This window comes from Mesorhizobium sp. BR1-1-13 (assembly GCF_020165515.1).
Classification (GTDB): Bacteria; Pseudomonadota; Alphaproteobacteria; order Rhizobiales; family Rhizobiaceae; genus Mesorhizobium.
The window spans coordinates 52,542-70,004 of sequence record NZ_JAIUIH010000002.1; the positions used below are offsets into that span (position 1 = coordinate 52,542).

Annotated in this window: 18 protein-coding genes; 9 read left to right on the top strand and 9 right to left on the bottom strand. The window is 62.5% G+C overall.

The genetic code is table 11. The annotated features are described in order from the left end of the window. Positions 1 to 73 precede the first annotated feature (73 nt). The 4 genes from LB533_RS04730 to LB533_RS04745 all read left to right on the top strand — a co-directional run bounded on the left by LB533_RS04730 (position 74) and on the right by LB533_RS04745 (position 4,961). Positions 74 to 2,227 (top strand): transglycosylase domain-containing protein, encoded by a 2,154-nt coding sequence (locus LB533_RS04730; protein WP_140638763.1) that lies wholly within the window; start codon positions 74 to 76, stop codon positions 2,225 to 2,227. 133 nt (positions 2,228 to 2,360) lie between these two features. Then, positions 2,361 to 2,945: a DUF1214 domain-containing protein gene (locus tag LB533_RS04735; protein WP_140638762.1), complete on the top strand. Its 585-nt coding sequence runs from the start codon at positions 2,361 to 2,363 to the stop codon at positions 2,943 to 2,945. After that, positions 2,938 to 3,507: a DUF1254 domain-containing protein gene (locus LB533_RS04740; protein ID WP_140638761.1), complete on the top strand. Its 570-nt coding sequence runs from the start codon at positions 2,938 to 2,940 to the stop codon at positions 3,505 to 3,507. The genes LB533_RS04735 and LB533_RS04740 overlap by 8 nt, the downstream gene beginning before the upstream one ends. Positions 3,508 to 3,929: 422 nt before the next feature. Continuing rightward, on the top strand, positions 3,930 to 4,961 hold the full coding sequence (locus LB533_RS04745; RefSeq protein WP_140638759.1) for a hypothetical protein: 1,032 nt from the start codon (positions 3,930 to 3,932) through the stop codon (positions 4,959 to 4,961). On the opposite strand, the gene LB533_RS04750 is transcribed toward LB533_RS04745, so the two are convergent. From LB533_RS04750 to LB533_RS04760, 3 genes are all read right to left on the bottom strand, one after another. Next, complete coding sequence (locus tag LB533_RS04750; protein ID WP_140638758.1) at positions 4,939 to 5,286, bottom strand: DUF1491 family protein; 348 nt, start codon at positions 5,284 to 5,286, stop codon at positions 4,939 to 4,941. The genes LB533_RS04745 and LB533_RS04750 overlap by 23 nt on opposite strands. Positions 5,287 to 5,354: 68 nt before the next feature. Next, a complete protein-coding gene (locus LB533_RS04755) occupies positions 5,355 to 6,122 on the bottom strand; it encodes a peptidoglycan-binding protein (protein ID WP_140638757.1) in 768 nt (255 codons plus the stop codon). Continuing rightward, on the bottom strand, positions 6,097 to 7,839 hold the full coding sequence (locus LB533_RS04760) for a PAS domain-containing sensor histidine kinase (protein ID WP_140638756.1): 1,743 nt from the start codon (positions 7,837 to 7,839) through the stop codon (positions 6,097 to 6,099). The genes LB533_RS04755 and LB533_RS04760 overlap by 26 nt, the downstream gene beginning before the upstream one ends. A 533-nt stretch (positions 7,840 to 8,372) precedes the next feature. On the opposite strand from LB533_RS04760, the gene LB533_RS04765 reads away from it, so the two are divergent. Then, positions 8,373 to 8,723 carry a DUF5330 domain-containing protein gene (locus LB533_RS04765; protein WP_140638755.1) on the top strand — a complete coding sequence of 117 codons (351 nt, stop codon included), beginning with the start codon at positions 8,373 to 8,375 and terminating at the stop codon, positions 8,721 to 8,723. 98 nt (positions 8,724 to 8,821) lie between these two features. Next, positions 8,822 to 9,250 carry a SufE family protein gene (locus LB533_RS04770; protein WP_140495047.1) on the top strand — a complete coding sequence of 143 codons (429 nt, stop codon included), beginning with the start codon at positions 8,822 to 8,824 and terminating at the stop codon, positions 9,248 to 9,250. A 187-nt stretch (positions 9,251 to 9,437) separates the two neighbouring features. Here the strand turns inward: LB533_RS04770 and LB533_RS04775 are convergent, their stop codons facing one another. Together LB533_RS04775 and LB533_RS04780 are read right to left on the bottom strand one after the other, a co-directional pair. Next, a complete protein-coding gene (locus LB533_RS04775) occupies positions 9,438 to 9,863 on the bottom strand; it encodes a MucR family transcriptional regulator (RefSeq protein ID WP_095089970.1) in 426 nt (141 codons plus the stop codon). A gap of 429 nt (positions 9,864 to 10,292) precedes the next feature. Next, positions 10,293 to 10,664, bottom strand: coding sequence for an SH3 domain-containing protein (locus tag LB533_RS04780; RefSeq protein ID WP_411908878.1), 372 nt, complete (start codon positions 10,662 to 10,664; stop codon positions 10,293 to 10,295). Between the two features lie 110 nt (positions 10,665 to 10,774). Between LB533_RS04780 and LB533_RS04785 the strand changes: the two genes are divergently transcribed. From LB533_RS04785 to LB533_RS04795, 3 genes are all read left to right on the top strand, one after another. Continuing rightward, complete coding sequence (locus tag LB533_RS04785) at positions 10,775 to 12,889, top strand: S9 family peptidase (RefSeq protein WP_140638754.1); 2,115 nt, start codon at positions 10,775 to 10,777, stop codon at positions 12,887 to 12,889. Positions 12,890 to 12,955: 66 nt separating this feature from the next. Beyond that, complete coding sequence (locus LB533_RS04790) at positions 12,956 to 13,582, top strand: LysE family translocator (protein WP_140638753.1); 627 nt, start codon at positions 12,956 to 12,958, stop codon at positions 13,580 to 13,582. Positions 13,583 to 13,742: 160 nt separating this feature from the next. Continuing rightward, on the top strand, positions 13,743 to 14,132 hold the full coding sequence (locus LB533_RS04795) for an SET domain-containing protein (RefSeq protein WP_140638752.1): 390 nt from the start codon (positions 13,743 to 13,745) through the stop codon (positions 14,130 to 14,132). Here LB533_RS04795 and LB533_RS04800 read toward each other — a convergent pair whose 3' ends face one another. The 4 genes from LB533_RS04800 to LB533_RS04815 form a co-directional block, all read right to left on the bottom strand. Beyond that, a complete protein-coding gene (locus tag LB533_RS04800; protein WP_140638751.1) occupies positions 14,133 to 15,083 on the bottom strand; it encodes a cytochrome c in 951 nt (316 codons plus the stop codon). Positions 15,084 to 15,092: 9 nt separating this feature from the next. Further along, positions 15,093 to 15,530, bottom strand: a complete 438-nt coding sequence (locus LB533_RS04805; RefSeq protein WP_140638750.1) for a c-type cytochrome — start codon at positions 15,528 to 15,530, stop codon at positions 15,093 to 15,095. 154 nt (positions 15,531 to 15,684) lie between these two features. Next, positions 15,685 to 16,287, bottom strand: a complete 603-nt coding sequence (locus LB533_RS04810) for a superoxide dismutase (protein ID WP_140638749.1) — start codon at positions 16,285 to 16,287, stop codon at positions 15,685 to 15,687. 173 nt (positions 16,288 to 16,460) lie between these two features. Beyond that, positions 16,461 to 17,339, bottom strand: coding sequence for a branched-chain amino acid aminotransferase (locus tag LB533_RS04815; protein WP_140494756.1), 879 nt, complete (start codon positions 17,337 to 17,339; stop codon positions 16,461 to 16,463). Between the last annotated feature and the right edge of the window lie 124 nt (positions 17,340 to 17,463).

Here is a 17,463-nt window from a genome sequence, read left to right on the forward strand (position 1 = left end):
AATAGTCAGGGCGGCGTCGCCCTGAAACTGCCCGCTTGGTTTTCAGCCGTGCCATAGCCGTCCGGGTTTTTGAATGGTCAGTCCTGAACCACGCAAGAGAAGAGGTGCGATCGCCGCCCGGCTGCTGGCGCTCGACGCATGGATTGATTCCTCTCTCTACGAGATCGGGTTCAAGGCGCGCCAGTTCTGGGAGGGCGCGACGATTTTCTCCCGGCGCTTTCGCGTCGACGGCTGGCGCCGTGGCATCGTCGAGCTGTTGAGCGAAAGTTTCACGCTTGGCGCCGGTGGCATCGTCGTCATGCTGGCGCTGGCTATCCCCGCCTTCCAGGACACGGCCGGCGACTGGCGCGCCCAGGGCGACTTCGCCGTTACCTTCCTCGACCGTTATGGCAACGAGATCGGCCAGCGCGGCATCATCCAGCGCGATTCCGTGCCGGTCGACGAAATGCCGGACCACGTCATCAAGGCGGTGCTTGCCACCGAGGACCGGCGCTTCTTCGACCATTACGGCATCGACGTTCTCGGCCTGTCGCGCGCAATCTTCGAAAATGTGCGGGCAAACTCCGTCGTCCAGGGCGGCTCCAGCATCACGCAGCAGCTGGCCAAGAACCTGTTCCTGACCAATGAGCGCACCTTCGAGCGCAAGATCAAGGAAGCCTTCCTTTCGCTGTGGCTCGAAGCCAATCTGTCCAAGAAGGAAATTTTGCAGCTCTATCTCGACCGCGCCTATATGGGCGGCGGCACGTTCGGCATCGAGGCGGCGGCGGACTTCTATTTCGGCAAGAGCGTCAAGGACCTCAATCTCGCCGAGGCGGCGATGCTTGCAGGCCTGTTCAAGGCGCCGACCAAATACGCGCCGCACATCAACCTGCCGGCGGCGCGCGCGCGCGCCAATGTGGTGCTGTCCAATCTCGTCGATTCCGGCTTCATGACCGAGGGCCAGGTGCTGCAGGCAAGGCTGCATCCGGCCGATGTCGTCGACCGCGGCGAACAGAAGAGCCCCGATTATTTCCTCGACTGGGCCTTCGACGAGGTCAAGAAGATCGCCAAGCCCGGGCAGCACTCGCTGGTGGCGCACACCACCTTCGACGCCAACATCCAGAAGGCTGCGGAAGAGTCGGTGGAGTTCCACCTGCGCCAGTTCGGCAAGGAGTACAATGTCACCGAAGGCGCAGTGGTGGTCATCGAGACCAACGGCGCGGTGCGCGCGATCGTCGGCGGCCGCGACTATGGCGCCAGCCAATTCAACCGCGCCACCAAGGCGCTGCGCCAGACCGGCTCCTCCTTCAAGCCCTACGTCTATGCAACGGCGATGGAGCACGGCTTTACGCCGAATTCGATCGTATCGGGCGGGCCGATCAGTTGGGGCAACTGGTCGCCGCACAATTACGGCGGCGAGTCGGCGGGCAAAGTCCCGCTCATCGTGGCCATGGCCAAGTCGATCAACACCGTGCCCGTGCGTCTTGCCAAGGACTATCTCGGCATCGGGCCGATCAAGGCGATGGCGGAATCGTTCGGCGTGGAATCGCCGCTCGAGGCGCACAAGACCATGGTGCTCGGCACCTCGGGCATGACCGTGATGGACCAGGCGACGGGCTACAGCGTGTTCGCGCAGAACGGCTTTGTCGGCTCCAGGCATGGGATCACGCAGCTCGTCACCCGCACCGGCGAGGTGGTCTACGATTTCGCCAAGGATGCGCCGCCGCCGCATCGGGTGCTGTCCGAGCAGGCGCTGAAATCGATGAACACCATGCTTGTGGCGGTACCGGCGATGGGTACCGCCAGGCGCGCGCAGATTCCCAACATCGTCGTCGCCGGCAAGACCGGCACGACGCAATCCTACCGCGATGCCTGGTTCGTCGGCTTCACCGGCAACTACACGGCGGCCGTCTGGCTGGGCAACGACGATTTCACCCCGACCAAGAACATGACGGGCGGCTCGCTGCCGGCGATGGTGTGGCAGCGGCTCATGGTCTATGCGCATCAGAACATCGACCTCAAGCCTATCCCCGGCATCGACAAGCCCTTCGTCGACGAGGAGATCGCGGCCAAGGCCGCGGAAGCGCAGAAGAAGAGCGAGGAACAGGCAGCGGCCGATGCCGCTGCGGAACGGCCGCCGGTGCTGTCCAGCCGGACGACACAGACGCTCAGGGACATGACCCACCTGTTCGAAACGGCGCGCAGGCTCGGCGCATCGGCTCCGCCCGAAACGCTCTCCGCGCTGTGATCGCGGCGTCTTTTCCCTTCTGTCTTCTGGAAGAACGAAAAGCCGCACCTTCCGAATCCGCGTCCTGCGGCTTGCCACACGACCCCGCGCCGCGATATCCCCGAGCGGCAATTCTTCATACGCCCGGCCTTTCATGCTCAAGAACGCCTTCCTGACGCTGCTTTCGCTTGCCATAGCCATCGGCGGCGGCGGCGCCAGCGTCTGGTATGCGCTGAAAATGCAGGACGGCGTCGGGGCGATCAGGATCGGCCAGTGGACCGCCTTTCCCGATATCGGCACACCCGCGGCCGACCCCTATTCCAAGGCCCGCGTGGCGCGCGAGGGCGTGCTCGCGCTCGGCCGCGCCGAAGGGCTGTCCTTTGTCGCCGAGGACGACGCAGCTGGCGGAGAGCTCAGGCGCGAATGTACCTACACGATCGAAGGCGGATTTCCGACCGCCCGATTCTGGACCCTCTACGCCGCCGACCAATCGCTCAGCGTGGTCGAGACCGGCAAATCGCGGCTTGCCGCGCTTCAATCCTATGGCGTGCTGCGCCAATCCGACAATTCGGTGCTCATTTCCGTCGGCCATCACCCGATGCCCGGCAATTGGCTGCTGACCGACGGTTCCGGCAGGATGTATTTCGTTTTGACATTCTACGACACGCCGATCGCCAGCAGCACCGGCCTGTCGGATGTGTCGCTGCCCAAGATCACCAAGGTCGGCTGCGATGCGTAGTGTCTACGCCGCGACGCGCAGACTTGTGCATGCCGTCCTGCTCGGCCTCGTCGGCGCCGGCATCGTGCATATCGTCGTGCTGCTTCTGGTGCCTGAATTCTCGGAACGCGATGCCTGGTCGCGGCTGTCATTGGCGTCGGATCTCTACCGGATGACCCGGCTCGATGCCGAGGCGGGTGGCGCACCGGTGGTGAAATCCGTCGACCCGCTGTTTTATGCGACGGCTTGCCGGTTCGACCTGGATGAGGGCATGGTGAGGATCAGGGCGCCGGGCAATGTGCCCTTCTGGTCGGTGTCGGTCTATGACCGCAACGGCCACAACATCTATTCATTCAACGACCACACGGCGACCGGGGGCAAGCTGGATGCCGTGGTGCTGACGCCGGCCCAGATGATCGACATGCGCAGGGACCTTCCCGAGGAGCTTCAGGGAGCGATCTTCGTCGAAGCGCCGATCGACGAGGGCATATTCGTCATCCGCAGCTTCGTGCCGGACGACAGCTGGAAGTCGATCGTCTCGCGCTTTCTCGAGCAGAGTTCGTGCGAGCTGCAGGACTTTTAGACCGCGGCCCGGACAATCCGCATCAGTTCAGTGATGCGGCACTGGCGTGCGTGGCGATCCCGGCTTGTCAGGGCCGGCAGGCCGTGCTTCCCCCGCGGTGGACCGCTCATAGCGGATGCCGGGAAAGATGATCACCGCCGCCGGTATTTCGGTGGTTTGCTTTGCTCGATTGGTCGGTGCCGTTCTCGGCACGAAAGACAGTACCATGCCCATGGTTCGCGTATTCCTCTCGGTTGCCCCGGAGCACAACGCAACGCCTCCAATGTCATTAAGGCCGGCAGAGGGTTAACGGAGCGCTAACGGATCCCGGCTAAATTGATCTTTGTTCTAAGGTCAGGACATCCTGACCGAGGCAATCGCGAAACCGACATGGTTCCGGTCGAGCATGGTCAAGCGTGTATAGAGTATCGAGCGTATCCCTCGTGTCATCTTCGGACTTCAGGCAAATCGCGGCAGGGACGGAATCGGGAAAGGCCGAAAGGCTGTTCCGCGCAGCGGTGTCTGCGTTCTGCTCGCTTACGCGGCCGTCCCGCCGGGAGATCGGCCAGCTCGAAGATCTGACGCTGCCGCTGTTCGACAACGTGTCCGTCGAATCGCGCCGCTACGTGGCGGCGGCCCTCTCTGAATGCGAATATGCTCCGGCCGGGCTGGTGCGGCGTCTGTGCGAGGAGCCGGTAGACATCGCCGCCCCCTTGCTCATCCGCTCGCGCGCAGTCAGTGACATCGACCTCATTGCGCTGATCGGCCGGCACGGGCTGCCGCATGCGCGCGCGATCGCGCGCCGCAAGAACCTTAATCCGACCATCGCCGATCTGATCAGGGCGCTGGAAAGACCGACGCTGGTGCGGGTGCGCGATCCGGAAGCGGAAGCCTCCCCGGCACAAACCGCTCCCTTGGAGGCGCCGGCCGCCGACAGCACGGCGAAGCAGCAGACGCCGGGCGTTGGTGCCGAAAATGCCCGGCGCAGGCTGCGCTCCATGATGCGGACCGGCGAGGAGGCGCAGGCGGCGCAGGTCGATCCGTTCACCGGAGCCGACACCTACGCCAGATTGCGGGAGACGGCGCTGACCGGAAACGCCGCCTTCTTCCAGACCGCGCTCGCCGATGCGCTCGATATCGATTTCTCAACTGCCAGGTCGCTGACGGCGAACCAGAATTACATGCCACTGCTGGCGGCGCTGCGCTCGCTCGACCTCAGCGAGGACCGGGCATTCCTGATCACGGTTGCCGTCTACTCACGCGAGTTTCCGCATCCGCAGGCGATCCGCACCTTCCTCGATCGCTACCGGCTCCTGCACCACGACGCGGCGCTGGACAAGGTGCGGGGATGGAAGGCCGAGACCCCGTCCGATGTGGTTCGCGGCGCCGCCCCCACCAACAGCGCCAGCCGCAAGGCGTCGAACAGTGACGATGCAGCGGCCTTCCCTGGCCTCACGGCATCTTCACGGAAATAAGCTCCTCGAGAGGAACAGCGCCGGCCTCGATCTCAACCACCCAGATGTCGGGATCGAATTTCTTCTCGCGTTCCAGCCTGGCGTCCAGCGCCGAAGCATCGGGGGCGGTGGCGAGAAGGCTGAAGAAACGGTCATCGGGCTTGGCCGAATCGTAGCTCGTCTGTGGCGCCGGCCCATAGAGAGCGATTTCACCAAGCCGGCTCCGCGTCAGGACGAACACGGCGCCGGCTTCGGTCGCGCCGCGCTTGACCACGGCGGCAAATCCGCCCGCGCCGAAAACCCGACGCAACAGGGCCGATACCCACAGATCCGTGGTCACGCGCATGGGGAAATTCCGGACAGCATGCGGGCTATCTATCGGTATTTAAACCGCTGGGCGAGCCGTTTTCAGCGTCAATTGGTGAGGCCGATCTCGCGCATCTTGACGTAGACCACTTCGTCGGGCTCGCCGGTCTGCGGCAGGCCGAACAGCGACTGGAACTCCTTGATCGCGGCCTTGGTGCGCGCGCCGACGACGCCGTCGAGCTGCATGTCGTCATTGCCGAAGGCCTTGAGCCCGGCCTGTATCTTGACAATGCGAGGATCCGGCGCTTGGGAAGCCGTATCGGTCTGCAGCGACACTGGAACCGCCTGCGACACTTCGGGACGCGGTTGCGGTTTCGGCACGGCGGCGGTTTTCGGGGTCGCGCCCAACTGATCGAGCAGCAGCGCGTCGATCTCGCCGGACGTGCTGAGTCCGACCTTCTGCTGGTAGGCTTGGATCGCCTTGCGCGTGTTGGGTCCGGAAATGCCATCGACCGTGCCGGCGTAAAAATCGAGATCCTTCAAAATGCCCTGCACCTGCTCGACCACCGGATCGCCCTTGACCGGCGCCGGCGCGGTACCTGGCCGCACGATGTTGAAGGTGGTCTCCGGCTCATCAGCAGCCGCATGCGGAACGCCCTGCATGCTGCGGGTCGCGAAGAAGGCGCCGGCATGCGGAAAAGGCTGGTACCATAGCGCATTCGCCGAAACGTAGAATAGCGTCACCAGGAATGCCGTCGACCCTCCCACCAGGACGGGGTTGCGCGAAATCATACCGCCGATGGCGACGGCGCCGTCCTGGAAGGCGTTGCTGCGGCGCTTGGCCGCCACCTTAGGCTGTTTTGCGGAGCGCGCCATTTCCGTCCCCTTTCGCCCTGGCCAGCGGCATCGTCAGCACTCCGGCCTTGTCCGCCGGGCGCCCTTTCGGGCCGTTCACCGGCAGGCTGATGGTGACCGTGGTGCCCTCGCCCGGCATGCTTTCGATCGACATGGTGCCTTCGTGCAGCGCCACCAGTCCCTTGACCAGCGAAAGGCCAAGGCCGGTCCCCTCGAAACGGCGGGTATAGTCGTTCTGGATCTGCATGAACGGCTTGCCGAGATTGGCGAAATCTTCCTCGGCGATGCCGATGCCGGTGTCCCGCACCCAGAAATGCAGGCGCGAGCCGATCCGCTTGGCGCCGACGACGACATCGCCGCCGTCGGGCGTGAACTTGATCGCATTGGAGACGAGATTGATGAGGATCTGCTGCACCGCGCGTCGGTCGGCATTGATTTCGCCGGCGTCCGGCGCGATCTGCGCCTTGAGATCGATGTTCTTGGCCTGCGCCTGCAGCCGCATCATCGATTGGCACATGTCGACGGCTTCCATGAAGCGGAATGGCTCCGGTTCGGTCGCATAGACACCGGATTCGATCCGCGACACGTCGAGGATGGAGGTTACGACGGCAAGCAGATGCTGGCCGGAATCGCGCACCAGACCGACATATTCCTTCTGCCGCGGGTCCTTGAAGGCGCCGAACATCTCGTGCAGCAGCATGTCCGAGAATCCGATGATGGCATTGAGCGGCGTGCGCAGTTCGTGGCTCACCACCGCCAGGAAGCGCCCTTTCGCCACTTCGGCGGCTGCCGCGGCGTCATTGGCGGCGCCGAGGTCTTCGCGCAAGCGGGCGACCTCTTCGTTCTCGCGCAGCACAAGCGTGAAAACGTCGCCCTGCTCCTGCGCGCGCATCAGTTCGAGCGAAAACGGCCGATAGTTGTCCGCTGGGCCACCATTCTGTCCATTGCCGTCCTGCGGCAGCCTGACGCGCAACTCCAGCCTGCGCGACAGCGCCCCGTCGCGCATGTCCGCCAAGGCACTGAGATAGGAGACGCGATCCGACAGATGCACGCGATCGAAAAGCCCGGTTCCGCAAAGCAGTTCCGGGGGCAGCTTCAACAGCGTACGTGCCTTTGCCGAGGCATCGAGAACCTCGCCATGGCGGGCGACGCGCAGGACCACCGCGTCGATCATGTCTTCGAGACGATCGCCGGTGTCCCTTACGTCGGCCGCAGCCGCCGCGTTGCGAACCGCCGATATACGCGGCACCAGCGTCAGCGCCCAGGCCAATGGCAGCAGCCAGTGCCACGCGGCGATCGGCACCCCGGCGTGGGGGAGGACGGTTGCCGCCACAGGCTGCAACAAAATGGCGACGACGGCGCAGACGGCTCCCCACAGCGCCGCGCGGCGCGAGGCGCCGATCCACCAGGCTTCGAACGGCAGCGCCACGACAAGCATCGCGACCGGCGAGCTCAGCCCGCCGGCAGCGGCAACAAGACCGGCGAGCGCAAGTCCCGCGATCGCCAGCGCGGCCCGGCCGGCCACATCCATCCTGCCGGTCGCGGCCACCAGCAAGGCGATGAACCAGCAAAGACCAAAGGCCGCGAAGATGGCGGCCACGGTGACGGCCGCGCCCATGCCTGACGTGACGAGCGTGACCGCGGCACCGGCGGCAAAGAACGGAGCGGCCAGCATGGCGCCGATAAAGCGCCGCTGACGCTCGCGGTCGTCCAGCCCAAGAATGGAGGGATGGACCATACGTTCGCAACCGGCCGCCATTGCGCCAGGCAATTCAACGTATCTGGCCTTGATCGGCATCAACTCAACGCACCCGCACTCGTCGTGAACAGCTCTGCTTTTGCAGATCGTTTTGATTGACTCTGAAACTCGCACCCAGCCTTTAAAGAATGGATAAGGCAGGGCCGACCCAAGGCCCGGCCCACGGCGAATATCGGGATGGGAGCGCCCGAAAACCCGGGCAAATGCCACCATAGTAAACGGAGGGTTATCCGCAGGGACCGCCCGTGGCGTGGCCGGCCGCAGCGCACCGACCGCCTGATTTTGCGGAAAATGCAATAGAAACAAGGGAGTATATGGCTAATGGATGATAAAAAAAATGATCCCAATCTGAGACAAATCGACAGCAAAACGCTTCGTTTCGAATTTGCCTCAAATTTGAAGAAAATTCTCGGCTAACCCGCAAGCCGTCCTTTGCGCCTGTGTGCCAATATCCCGCCCACAAAAGAGGTCATGCTCATGGATGCATGATCCGGTCACGACGAGAGGCGAGCATGTTCTTCCTGATGAGAATGGCTTTCTGGTTTTCGCTGGTGCTGCTGGCACTGCCGCTGGGCGTCGGTCCCAGCGAGCCGGGCCAGGAAAGCGTAGGACCGATCCAGGCCCTGTTCGCGGCCCGCGACGCGGTCGGCGACATCGCCGGCATTTGCGAACGCAAGCCCGATGTCTGTGAGACCGGCAAGTCGGCAATGCACACCATCACCGCAAGGGCCAAGGAGACAGCCAAGATCGCGGCCGCCATGCTGGACGACAAGTCTGCCGGCCCCGACATCTCCACAATGACCGGCAGCGTTCCGCAAGAAGTCGTCTTGCCCGAGACAGTCAACCTGCCGGTAAAGAATTAAGCCGTTTCGACGGCGCACCGCGGGCAGTCTGCCTCTCGACGCCCGCGGTGTCCTTGTTTTTCCGTGACGCGGCGGCGGTGGATGACTATATCCCTGTCATGACGACCACGATCCAGACGATCCGCGACGACTTCTCATTCCTTGACGAATGGGAGGACCGCTATCGTTATGTCATCGAACTCGGCGAGGCACTGCCGCCATTCCCGGATGAGGAACGCACCGCCGCCAACAAGGTGCCGGGCTGCGTCAGCCAGGTCTGGCTGACCACCGAACGGGGACCGGGTGGCGATCCGGTCATCACCTTCAGGGGCGATTCGGACGCCCATATCGTACGCGGGCTGGTGGCGATCATGCTGGCGCTGTTCTCCGGCAAGACCGCCAGCGAAATCCAGAAAATCGATGCGGAAGCGACGCTGAAGGCGCTCGGCCTGGACGAGCACCTGTCGCCGCAGCGCGCCAACGGCCTTCGCTCGATGGTCAAGCGCATCAGGCGCGACGCAGAGGCCGCGCTCGAGCAGACGGCCTGATACCGCCTCCGCGATCAGCCGATCGCATCGTACCGCGCACTGTTACCAGCGCTGTCCCGGCCCGGCCGGCAAAGTAAAACGGCGCCCGAAGGCGCCGATGTCGATCCGGTTGAACTGTCCGTCCGGCTCTATCTATCGTTTGAGCCGCATTCTGCGATACCAAGTGTACTCACCTGGCGACAAATGCCTAGCGGGCCTTGCGCTTGCGGCCGAGGCCCATCTTCTTGGCGAGCTGGGAGCGGGCGGCCGCATAGTTCGGGGCAACCATCGGGTAGCTCGGGTCGAGGTTCCACTTTTCGCGATACTGATCCGGCGTCAGATCATAGTGGGTCATCAGGTGACGCTTGAGCGACTTGAACTTTTTGCCGTCTTCAAGGCACACGATGTAGTCGTCATGAACCGAGCGCTTCGGGTTCACTGCCGGCTTCTGCTTGTCGGCGGGCGGCTGTTCGGCGGTTCCGCCCACACGCCCGAGAGCAGCATGGACATCGGAGATGAGGTTCGGCAGTTCGCCGACCGGCACGGGATTGTTGCTGACATAGGCGGCCACCACGTCGGCGGTCAGCTCGATCAGCGCGTCGCTGTTTCTGGAAGGTGTTTCGACAATATCCATGGTCTTCAGGCCCCAACGAGAGTTAGTTTAGTGCGCCCTTTTTTACAGGCAAGGCATTGCACGAATTTTGTGCAGACAGAGCTTCTGCGATTCGTGTCGCGGGGGCATCAATGAACCTACCTAGCAAGTAAGTCAATTCGATCCTTGCACTATATTGAACAATGTTGATCAGATATTTCCGGATCAGCTTCAATCTTTCGTGCACGATGTAATTTTTCGATATTTCGCAGGCGAAACCAGCTGCCGGTGACGCAGCGTTAGCTAACCGTTACATTCTCGCTAACTCACAAAGCATCTCCGAGTGCTTTGCTTTGCTTGGCGATCGCGCCGGCAATCTTGGTTGCTCACCCCCTTTCGCAAAACCAGAGGTTGCCCCACCTCGGCCATTGCCGGCCCTCACGCGTCGTGCAGTCGACCAGATCGGATCACTCAATACGGGGCGATGTATTTGCCATAGGCCCACCCGGTGACGAAACCGCCGTTCTTGGCCGGATCATGCCAGACTTCGCACCAGCGATAGCGAACCGCCTGCTGCTGCTTCCATGCCGGCTGATTGGCGATATCGAGCAGGTTCGTCCCGCCGGTGCATCGTCCGGTCATCTGCAAAACGGTGCCGTTCGGATATGCGGCCTGTTTCTGGGACGTGCCCGAGGGATATTTGCGCACGTTGAGCGTGTCGCCGAACGGCACGTTGGCCACTTGCCAAGCGGCGAATACGGTCGCATGAGATTGGCCGGCGATGGCCATAGTTGCGGAAACGACGGCGAGAGCCGCGACGGTGCGAGCATAGATATTCATCATTTCTCCTCCCGGCCCACTTTCTGGAGCCCGGTGCAGCAATAAGGCCCGGCTCTTGAACCCGCGCTGATCGGCGTGTTCATTGGCCATCGACATTTCCAAAGCGAGACGCAATGACCAAAACTTCTGCATTCCCGGATGTCACCCCGCCAACGCCCGAGAAGCGGCCGGTTTTCGACACGCATCACGGTATCACGCGAACGGACGACTATGCCTGGCTGCGGGCCGACAACTGGCAGGAGATGTTCAGGGATCCCGCATTGCTCGATGCGGGCATCCGCGCCCATCTCGAAGCCGAAAACGCCTACCAGTCGAAGCTGATGGCCGACACGGCCGATTTGCGGAAGCGGCTGTTCAAGGAGATGAAGGGTCGCATCAAGGAAGACGATTCTTCCGTGCCGATGAAGGACGGACCCTACGCGTATGGCTCCTCCTTCAAACTCGGCGGCGAGCAGCCGCGCTATTTCCGCATGCCGCGGGACGGCGGCGCGCAGCATATCCTGCTCGACGGCGATGCCGAGGCCGAAGGCAAGGCCTATTTCCGGCTTGGCGGCGTCGATCATTCGGCCGACCATGGCAAGCTTTTATGGGCGTTCGACGACAAGGGCTCCGAATTCTATACGCTTCGGGTGCGCGACCTCTCCGACGGCAAGGAACTCGCGGACACGGTTCCAGACACAGGCGGTTCGGGGGTGTGGAACGCCGCCAATGACGGGTTTTTCTACACCCGGCTCGACCCCAACCACCGTCCCTCCAAGGTGCTGTTCCATGCGCTTGGGCAGGATCCGGCAATCGACCGGCTGATCTATGAGGAAAATGATCCCGGCTTCTTCATGAATGTCGGCGGCACGCGCTCCAATGACTGGATCATGATTGCCATCAACGACCACGAGACCTCGGAATACCGGCTGCTGAGCGCCGGCGAGCCGTTTGGCGAGCCGAAGCTGGTGGCGGCGCGCGAGACCGGTCTTCAATACGAGATGGAGGAAGGCGGCGACGTTTTCTTCATCCTGACCAACGCCGATGGGGCCAAGGACTTCAAGATCATGACGGCGCCGGCGAGCGATCCGATCCGCGCCAACTGGCAGGAACTGGTCCCGCACGAGGCCGGCCGGCTGATCCTGTCGGTGATCGGCTTCAAGAACCATATGGTCAGGCTGGAGCGCAAGGAGGGCCTGCCGCGCATCGTCGTGCGCGACCGGGCAACCGGCGACGAACACCTGATCTCCTTCGACGAGGAGGCGTTTTCGCTCGGCCTGTCGGGATCCCTGGAATACGACACCGAGATCATGCGCTTCACCTATTCATCGATGACGACGCCGGCGCAGGTCTTCGACTACAACATGCGCACCCGCGAGCGCGTGTTGCTCAAGACCCAGGAGGTGCCGTCAGGCCACGACCCCGAGCACTATGTCACGCGTCGGCTGATGGCGCCCGCGGCCGATGGCGAATTGGTGCCGGTCTCGCTCTTGTACCACCGCGATACCCCGCTGGACGGCTCCGCGCCTTGCCTGCTTTACGGCTACGGTTCCTATGGCATCACCGTGCCGGCGGCCTTCAACACCAACTGGTTCTCGCTGGTCGACCGCGGCTTTGTCTTTGCAATCGCCCACGTCCGCGGCGGCAAGGACAAGGGCTATGGCTGGTACGATGACGGCAAGCGGGCGCACAAGATGAACACTTTCACCGATTTCATCGCATGTGCACGCCATCTGGTCGCCGAACGCTACACTGTGCATGACCGCATCGTCGCGCAAGGTGGATCCGCCGGCGGCATGCTGATGGGCGCGGTCGCCAACATGGCCCCGGACTGTTTCGGCGGCATCGTTGCCGAGGTGCCTTTCGTCGACGTGCTCACCACCATGCTCGACGCCAGCCTGCCGCTGACCCCGCCAGAGTGGCCTGAATGGGGCAATCCGATCGCGTCGGCGGACGACTACCGGACGATCGCCGCCTATTCGCCCTATGACAATGTCGCCGCGCTCGGCTATTCACCGATCCTGGCGCTAGCCGGTCTCACCGATCCGCGCGTCACCTATTGGGAACCGGCCAAATGGGTGGCGCGGCTGCGCGAGCGCAAGACGGGCGACAATCCGGTCCTGTTCAAGATCAACATGGAATCGGGCCATGCCGGCGCCTCCGGCCGGTTTTCCCGGCTGGAGGAGATCGCCTACACATATTCATTCGCCTTGAAAGTGACAGGCAAGGCAACAGGGCCGCAGGGCTGAAGCGGTCATTACCTTCGGCCCCTGGCGTGACTTGATCGGCGACGAACGCCGAGGAGGATGCGAGCAATGATCGACCTGGCCACATTGACCACCTATGTCGCGGTGGTCCTCGGTTTTGTGTTTATTCCCGGCCCCGCCACGCTGCTGACGGTCGCGCGGGCAACGAGTTCGGGAACCAAAGCCGGCATCGCAACCGGCGCAGGGATCGCGGCCGGCGACGTGTTTCACACCTTCACGGCCATGGTCGGCATCTCGGCGGTCATCGCCGCATCGGCGGTGTTGTTCAGCGCCGTAAAATATCTCGGTGCGGCATATCTCGTTTATCTCGGCATTCGCGCGATCATGGAAAAGACGCCGGCCGATTTCGCCGCCGGCAGGCTCCCAATCTCAGCGGGCAAGGCGTTTCGGCAAGCCATACTGACTGAGATGCTCAACCCCAAGACGGCGCTTTTCTTCCTCGCGTTCCTGCCACAGTTCGTGCGGCCCGAAAACGGATCGGTCATGCTCCAGCTGGCGGTATTGGGGATCATCTTTGTTCTGCTGGGCCTCTTCAGCACAGTGGTTTTCGCGGTGAGCGCAGGCGGGCTTGGCACTTTCCTGCGTCGAAATCCCACGGTGCTGAAATGGCAGGGCAAGATTGTCGGCGGCATCTACTGCGGCCTGGGCGTGCGGCTGGCGCTTCAGCAGCGCTGATGCGAAACGGTGACCGGCGCGACCTTCTCGGCGAACCGGGCAATCATTGGTTTTTGAATTCCATGTTGCTGGTTTTCGCTCGCAATTGCGATGCCCGCGCGCTACCCAGGGCGGGTTTTGTCCCGGGCCATCACAGCCCACAATCGCACAAGGGCCTGCCATGCTGCTCGTCGACGTCTATCTCGACAAATCCCCCATCCAAGGCATTGGTGTCTTTGCCAAAAATCCCATTTCCCGCGGCACGATGATCTGGAAGCTGGATCCGAGATTCGACCGGCTCATCGAGGTCGGGACCTATGAGAGCCAGACAGGACCGGTGAAGAGTTATCTCGACCGCTATGCCTATCCGGACAGGCGAGATCCGAACTACATCGTCTTCGAGGCCGACGATGCACGCTACATGAACCACGCCGACGAGCCGAATTGCGACGTATCCTCGCCCGAGGAAAGCTTTGCGTTACGCGACATCGCGGCCGGCGAGGAACTGACCTGCAACTACAATCATTTCTTCGAGGCGGGCTTCGACTTCCTGGGCGATCGCCACCCGTAGTCAGCTCGCCGGTTTTTTGCGCGCCGGATAGCCATTCGGATGCGGCGGAATCGCCTTGAGATAGGCCGCGATCGCCGCGCGGTCCTCGGGCGCCAGTTCGGCCATGTTCCTCTGCACGTCGACCATGGCCCCGCCAACGGAATCGAAATCGGGCGTGAAGCCGGTTTCGAGATAGTTGGCGATGTCGGCCTGCGACCAGTCGCCGATGCCGCCCTCCCCGGAGGTGATGTTGGGGATGATGCCGCTGCCTTCGGCGGCAGTGGCTCCAGCCAGCCACTCGCTCTTCTTTGTCCCCCCTGCAAGATCACGCGGTGTGTGACATTCGCCGCAATGACCCGGTCCCTCGACCAGGTAGCGACCGGCAATCACAGGACCAGGCGCGCCTTCGGGCAGGGACACAACAGGCTGCTCGCTGAGATAGAGCCGTTTCCACAAGCCGATGCCGCGACGGATGTTGAACGGGAAACTCAATGAATTGGCCGGCGCTCGGCCAGCAACCGCCGGCAGCGTCTTCAGGAAGGCATAGAGATCGGCAATGTCGGCAGGCTTCATCCGCGCGTAGGACGCATAGGGAAATGCCGGATAGAAATGCTCGCCCGACGGCGAGACGCCCTTCAGCATGGCATTGGCGAGATCCTCGGCCGACCACGCGCCGATGCCGTCCTTCGGGTCTTGCGAAATGTTGGGCGGCACAAACGTGCCAAACGGGGTCTTGAGTTCAAGGCCGCCGACAAGTTCGAGCCGCTCGTCGCCTTTCGAACCGGGTTTTGCATGGCAGGAGGTGCAGCCGCCGGCATAAAAAATGCGCTTGCCTCTGACCGCGTCACCAGGCGCGAGCTTGGCCAGGGTTTCCGCATCGAGCTTCACCGGCGCCGAAAGCGTCCACGCAGCAACCGCGCCGGCGCCGCCGAGCACGAGTGCGGCGCCGACAAACTTCCTCAGCCATGCCATGGCCGGCGATCAGCCTTTCTTGACCCTGTAGCCCTTGTGGCAGGTGCCGCAGTCGGAGCCGATGACGCCGATTTGCGTCTTCAGGGACTCCACGTCGGCCGGGGCCGCGGCGACCGCGGCCTTGACGTCGGCAAGATACTTGTCTTCCGTCGCCTTGAAGCCGGCCATGTCTTGCCAGATCTTCGGCGCCGCCGTGGTGTCGCCCGTGTCGCTGCCCGCCGGGAACAGGACGTCGGCGTCGAATTTTTCCGCGTTCGCCTGGAGCGCCTGCAGCGCAGTCAGTACGGCGGAGGCATCAAAGGGCTCCTCACCCTTGACCACTTTCGACAGGCCGCCGACGATCTTCCCGCGTTCCTTCATCAGGGCTTGGCGGTCGAGGATCGGGTCGGCAAAGGCCGCCGAACCGGCGAACGCGAGCATAGAGATGGCGACGACAAGCTTTCTCATTCAATTGGCTCCATGATGAAGGCATTTCGGGACAGGACGTTAACGGACGTGGCGGGAGGAATATTCCCTTCCCTCGACGATTTTGCAGACCTTGCTGTGGGATCTCGGCACAGAAAAAGAAAAGCCCCGGGTGCCGGGGCTTTCTGAATCTCGATCAGGCTTTCGCTTTTTCGTAGAGTTCGAGAACATGATCCCAGTTGATCAGGCTGTCGACGAAGGCCTCGAGATATTTCGGCCGGGCGTTGCGATAGTCGATGTAATAGGAGTGCTCCCAGACATCGACGCCGAGGATCGGCGCCGCGCCATGGACGAGGGGATTCTCGCCGTTCGGCGTCTTCGAGATCGCCAGCTTGCCATCCTTGACCGAAACCCAGGCCCAGCCGGAACCGAACTGGGTCGTGCCGGCGGCGATGAAGTCGGCCTTGAACTTGTCGTAGCCACCCAGATCGCTGTCGAAAGCCTTCTGCAACGCACCCGGCAGCTTGTTGCCGCCGCCGCCCTTTTTCATCCACTTCCAGAAATGGATGTGATTGTAGTGCTGGGCGGCATTGTTGAAGAGGCCGGCATTCTTGCCGAACGACTGCTTGACCACCTCTTCTACCGACAGATCGCCAAGGCCGGCTTCCGCGGCAAGCTTGTTGCCGTTGTCGACATAGGCCTTGTGGTGCTTGTCGTGGTGATATTCCAGCGTCTCTTTCGACATGTAGGGCTGCAAGGCCTCATAGTCGTAAGGCAGAGCGGGCAATTCAAAAGCCATGGAAGGTACTCCCTCAAGGAAAATCCGGTGTCGATACCGGACTAAGATAGGTCTGGATTGGGTTCGGACAACTCCGAAAAGTGAAGCGCCGGGTGCTCTTTCTAAGCGGGTTCCGGAGAACTGTCACACAGTTTCCCGAAACCGGGCGCATTGCGACGAAAAGCCTGGACGGATCAGCCCGCCGACGTCGAATGCGCCCAATCCCAATAGAGCTCCCGTGCCTTCTTGGCCACCGGCCCGGGCTGCAGGCTGCGGTCCTCGATGCGCGTGATCGGAATGACCTTGGAATGGTTGCCGGTCGAAAAAATTTCATCCGCTTCGAGGAATTCACGCACCGAAAGCGCCTTTTCGGTGGTCTTGAACCCGTACTCGCCAAGCAACGTCATCGTGCGCGAGCGGGTGATGCCGGACAGGAAGGTGCCGTTGGGCGCCGGCGTCAGGACGTGGCCGTCCTTGACCAGGAAGATGTTCGAGGTTCCGGTCTCGGCGACGTTGCCCAGCATGTCGAGCACCAGGGCGTTGTCGAAGCCGCGCATCTTGGCTTCGAGGATGGCACGGCCATTGTTGGGATAGAGGCAGCCGGCCTTGGCGTTGGTCGGCATGGTTTCGATAGTCGGGCGCCGGAACGGCGAAACCGTCACGGAAAAGCCGGTCGGCGAGATCATGGGCGATTCGTAGAGGCACAGGCAGAAACGGGTCGAGGCGGGATCGGCCGGCACGCCCATATAGCCGCCGTGCTCGGCCCAATACATCGGCCTGATATAGACAGCCGTCTTGCCATCGAATTTCTTCAATCCGTCCCAGGTCAGCCCGACGATCTTCTCGGCCGTCATCGAAGGCTTGAGACCGAGCGCGATCGCCGAGGCATTCACGCGCGCGGCATGAAGGTCGAGATCGGGAGCGACACCCTCGAACCAGCGGGCGCCATCGAACACGCTGGTGCCGAGCCACATTGCGTGGCTGCGCGGGCCCAGAACGGCGACATTGCCCTCGTACCAGTCGCCGTCGACGAAAGTCCATGTCGCGGAAAGTGCTGCAGCCGCCAGTGTCATTGCTTTGTCCCGTTCCGATCAATCTCGTGTTGCAGCATTGGATGACGCTTTGGCCGGCGTCGTCAACCAGCATCGGGGAGTTTTGTTGAGGCCACGAACGGCGCGCTGCAATCAAGACTTGCAC

Excerpts from the sequence above, each read along its gene's own strand:
- LB533_RS04730 (WP_140638763.1), top strand. The coding sequence starts at position 74 with ATGGTCAGTCCTGAACCACGCAAGAGAAGAGGTGCGATCGCCGCCCGG.
- LB533_RS04735 (WP_140638762.1), top strand. The coding sequence starts at position 2,361 with ATGCTCAAGAACGCCTTCCTGACGCTGCTTTCGCTTGCCATAGCCATC.
- LB533_RS04740 (WP_140638761.1), top strand. The coding sequence starts at position 2,938 with ATGCGTAGTGTCTACGCCGCGACGCGCAGACTTGTGCATGCCGTCCTG.
- LB533_RS04750 (WP_140638758.1), bottom strand. The coding sequence starts at position 5,286 with ATGCGCGTGACCACGGATCTGTGGGTATCGGCCCTGTTGCGTCGGGTT.
- LB533_RS04755 (WP_140638757.1), bottom strand. The coding sequence starts at position 6,122 with ATGGCGCGCTCCGCAAAACAGCCTAAGGTGGCGGCCAAGCGCCGCAGC.
- LB533_RS04760 (WP_140638756.1), bottom strand. The coding sequence starts at position 7,839 with ATGGTCCATCCCTCCATTCTTGGGCTGGACGACCGCGAGCGTCAGCGG.
- LB533_RS04765 (WP_140638755.1), top strand. The coding sequence starts at position 8,373 with ATGTTCTTCCTGATGAGAATGGCTTTCTGGTTTTCGCTGGTGCTGCTG.
- LB533_RS04770 (WP_140495047.1), top strand. The coding sequence starts at position 8,822 with ATGACGACCACGATCCAGACGATCCGCGACGACTTCTCATTCCTTGAC.
- LB533_RS04775 (WP_095089970.1), bottom strand. The coding sequence starts at position 9,863 with ATGGATATTGTCGAAACACCTTCCAGAAACAGCGACGCGCTGATCGAG.
- LB533_RS04780 (WP_411908878.1), bottom strand. The coding sequence starts at position 10,664 with ATGATGAATATCTATGCTCGCACCGTCGCGGCTCTCGCCGTCGTTTCC.
- LB533_RS04785 (WP_140638754.1), top strand. The coding sequence starts at position 10,775 with ATGACCAAAACTTCTGCATTCCCGGATGTCACCCCGCCAACGCCCGAG.
- LB533_RS04790 (WP_140638753.1), top strand. The coding sequence starts at position 12,956 with ATGATCGACCTGGCCACATTGACCACCTATGTCGCGGTGGTCCTCGGT.
- LB533_RS04795 (WP_140638752.1), top strand. The coding sequence starts at position 13,743 with ATGCTGCTCGTCGACGTCTATCTCGACAAATCCCCCATCCAAGGCATT.
- LB533_RS04800 (WP_140638751.1), bottom strand. The coding sequence starts at position 15,083 with ATGGCATGGCTGAGGAAGTTTGTCGGCGCCGCACTCGTGCTCGGCGGC.
- LB533_RS04805 (WP_140638750.1), bottom strand. The coding sequence starts at position 15,530 with ATGAGAAAGCTTGTCGTCGCCATCTCTATGCTCGCGTTCGCCGGTTCG.
- LB533_RS04810 (WP_140638749.1), bottom strand. The coding sequence starts at position 16,287 with ATGGCTTTTGAATTGCCCGCTCTGCCTTACGACTATGAGGCCTTGCAG.
- LB533_RS04815 (WP_140494756.1), bottom strand. The coding sequence starts at position 17,339 with ATGACACTGGCGGCTGCAGCACTTTCCGCGACATGGACTTTCGTCGAC.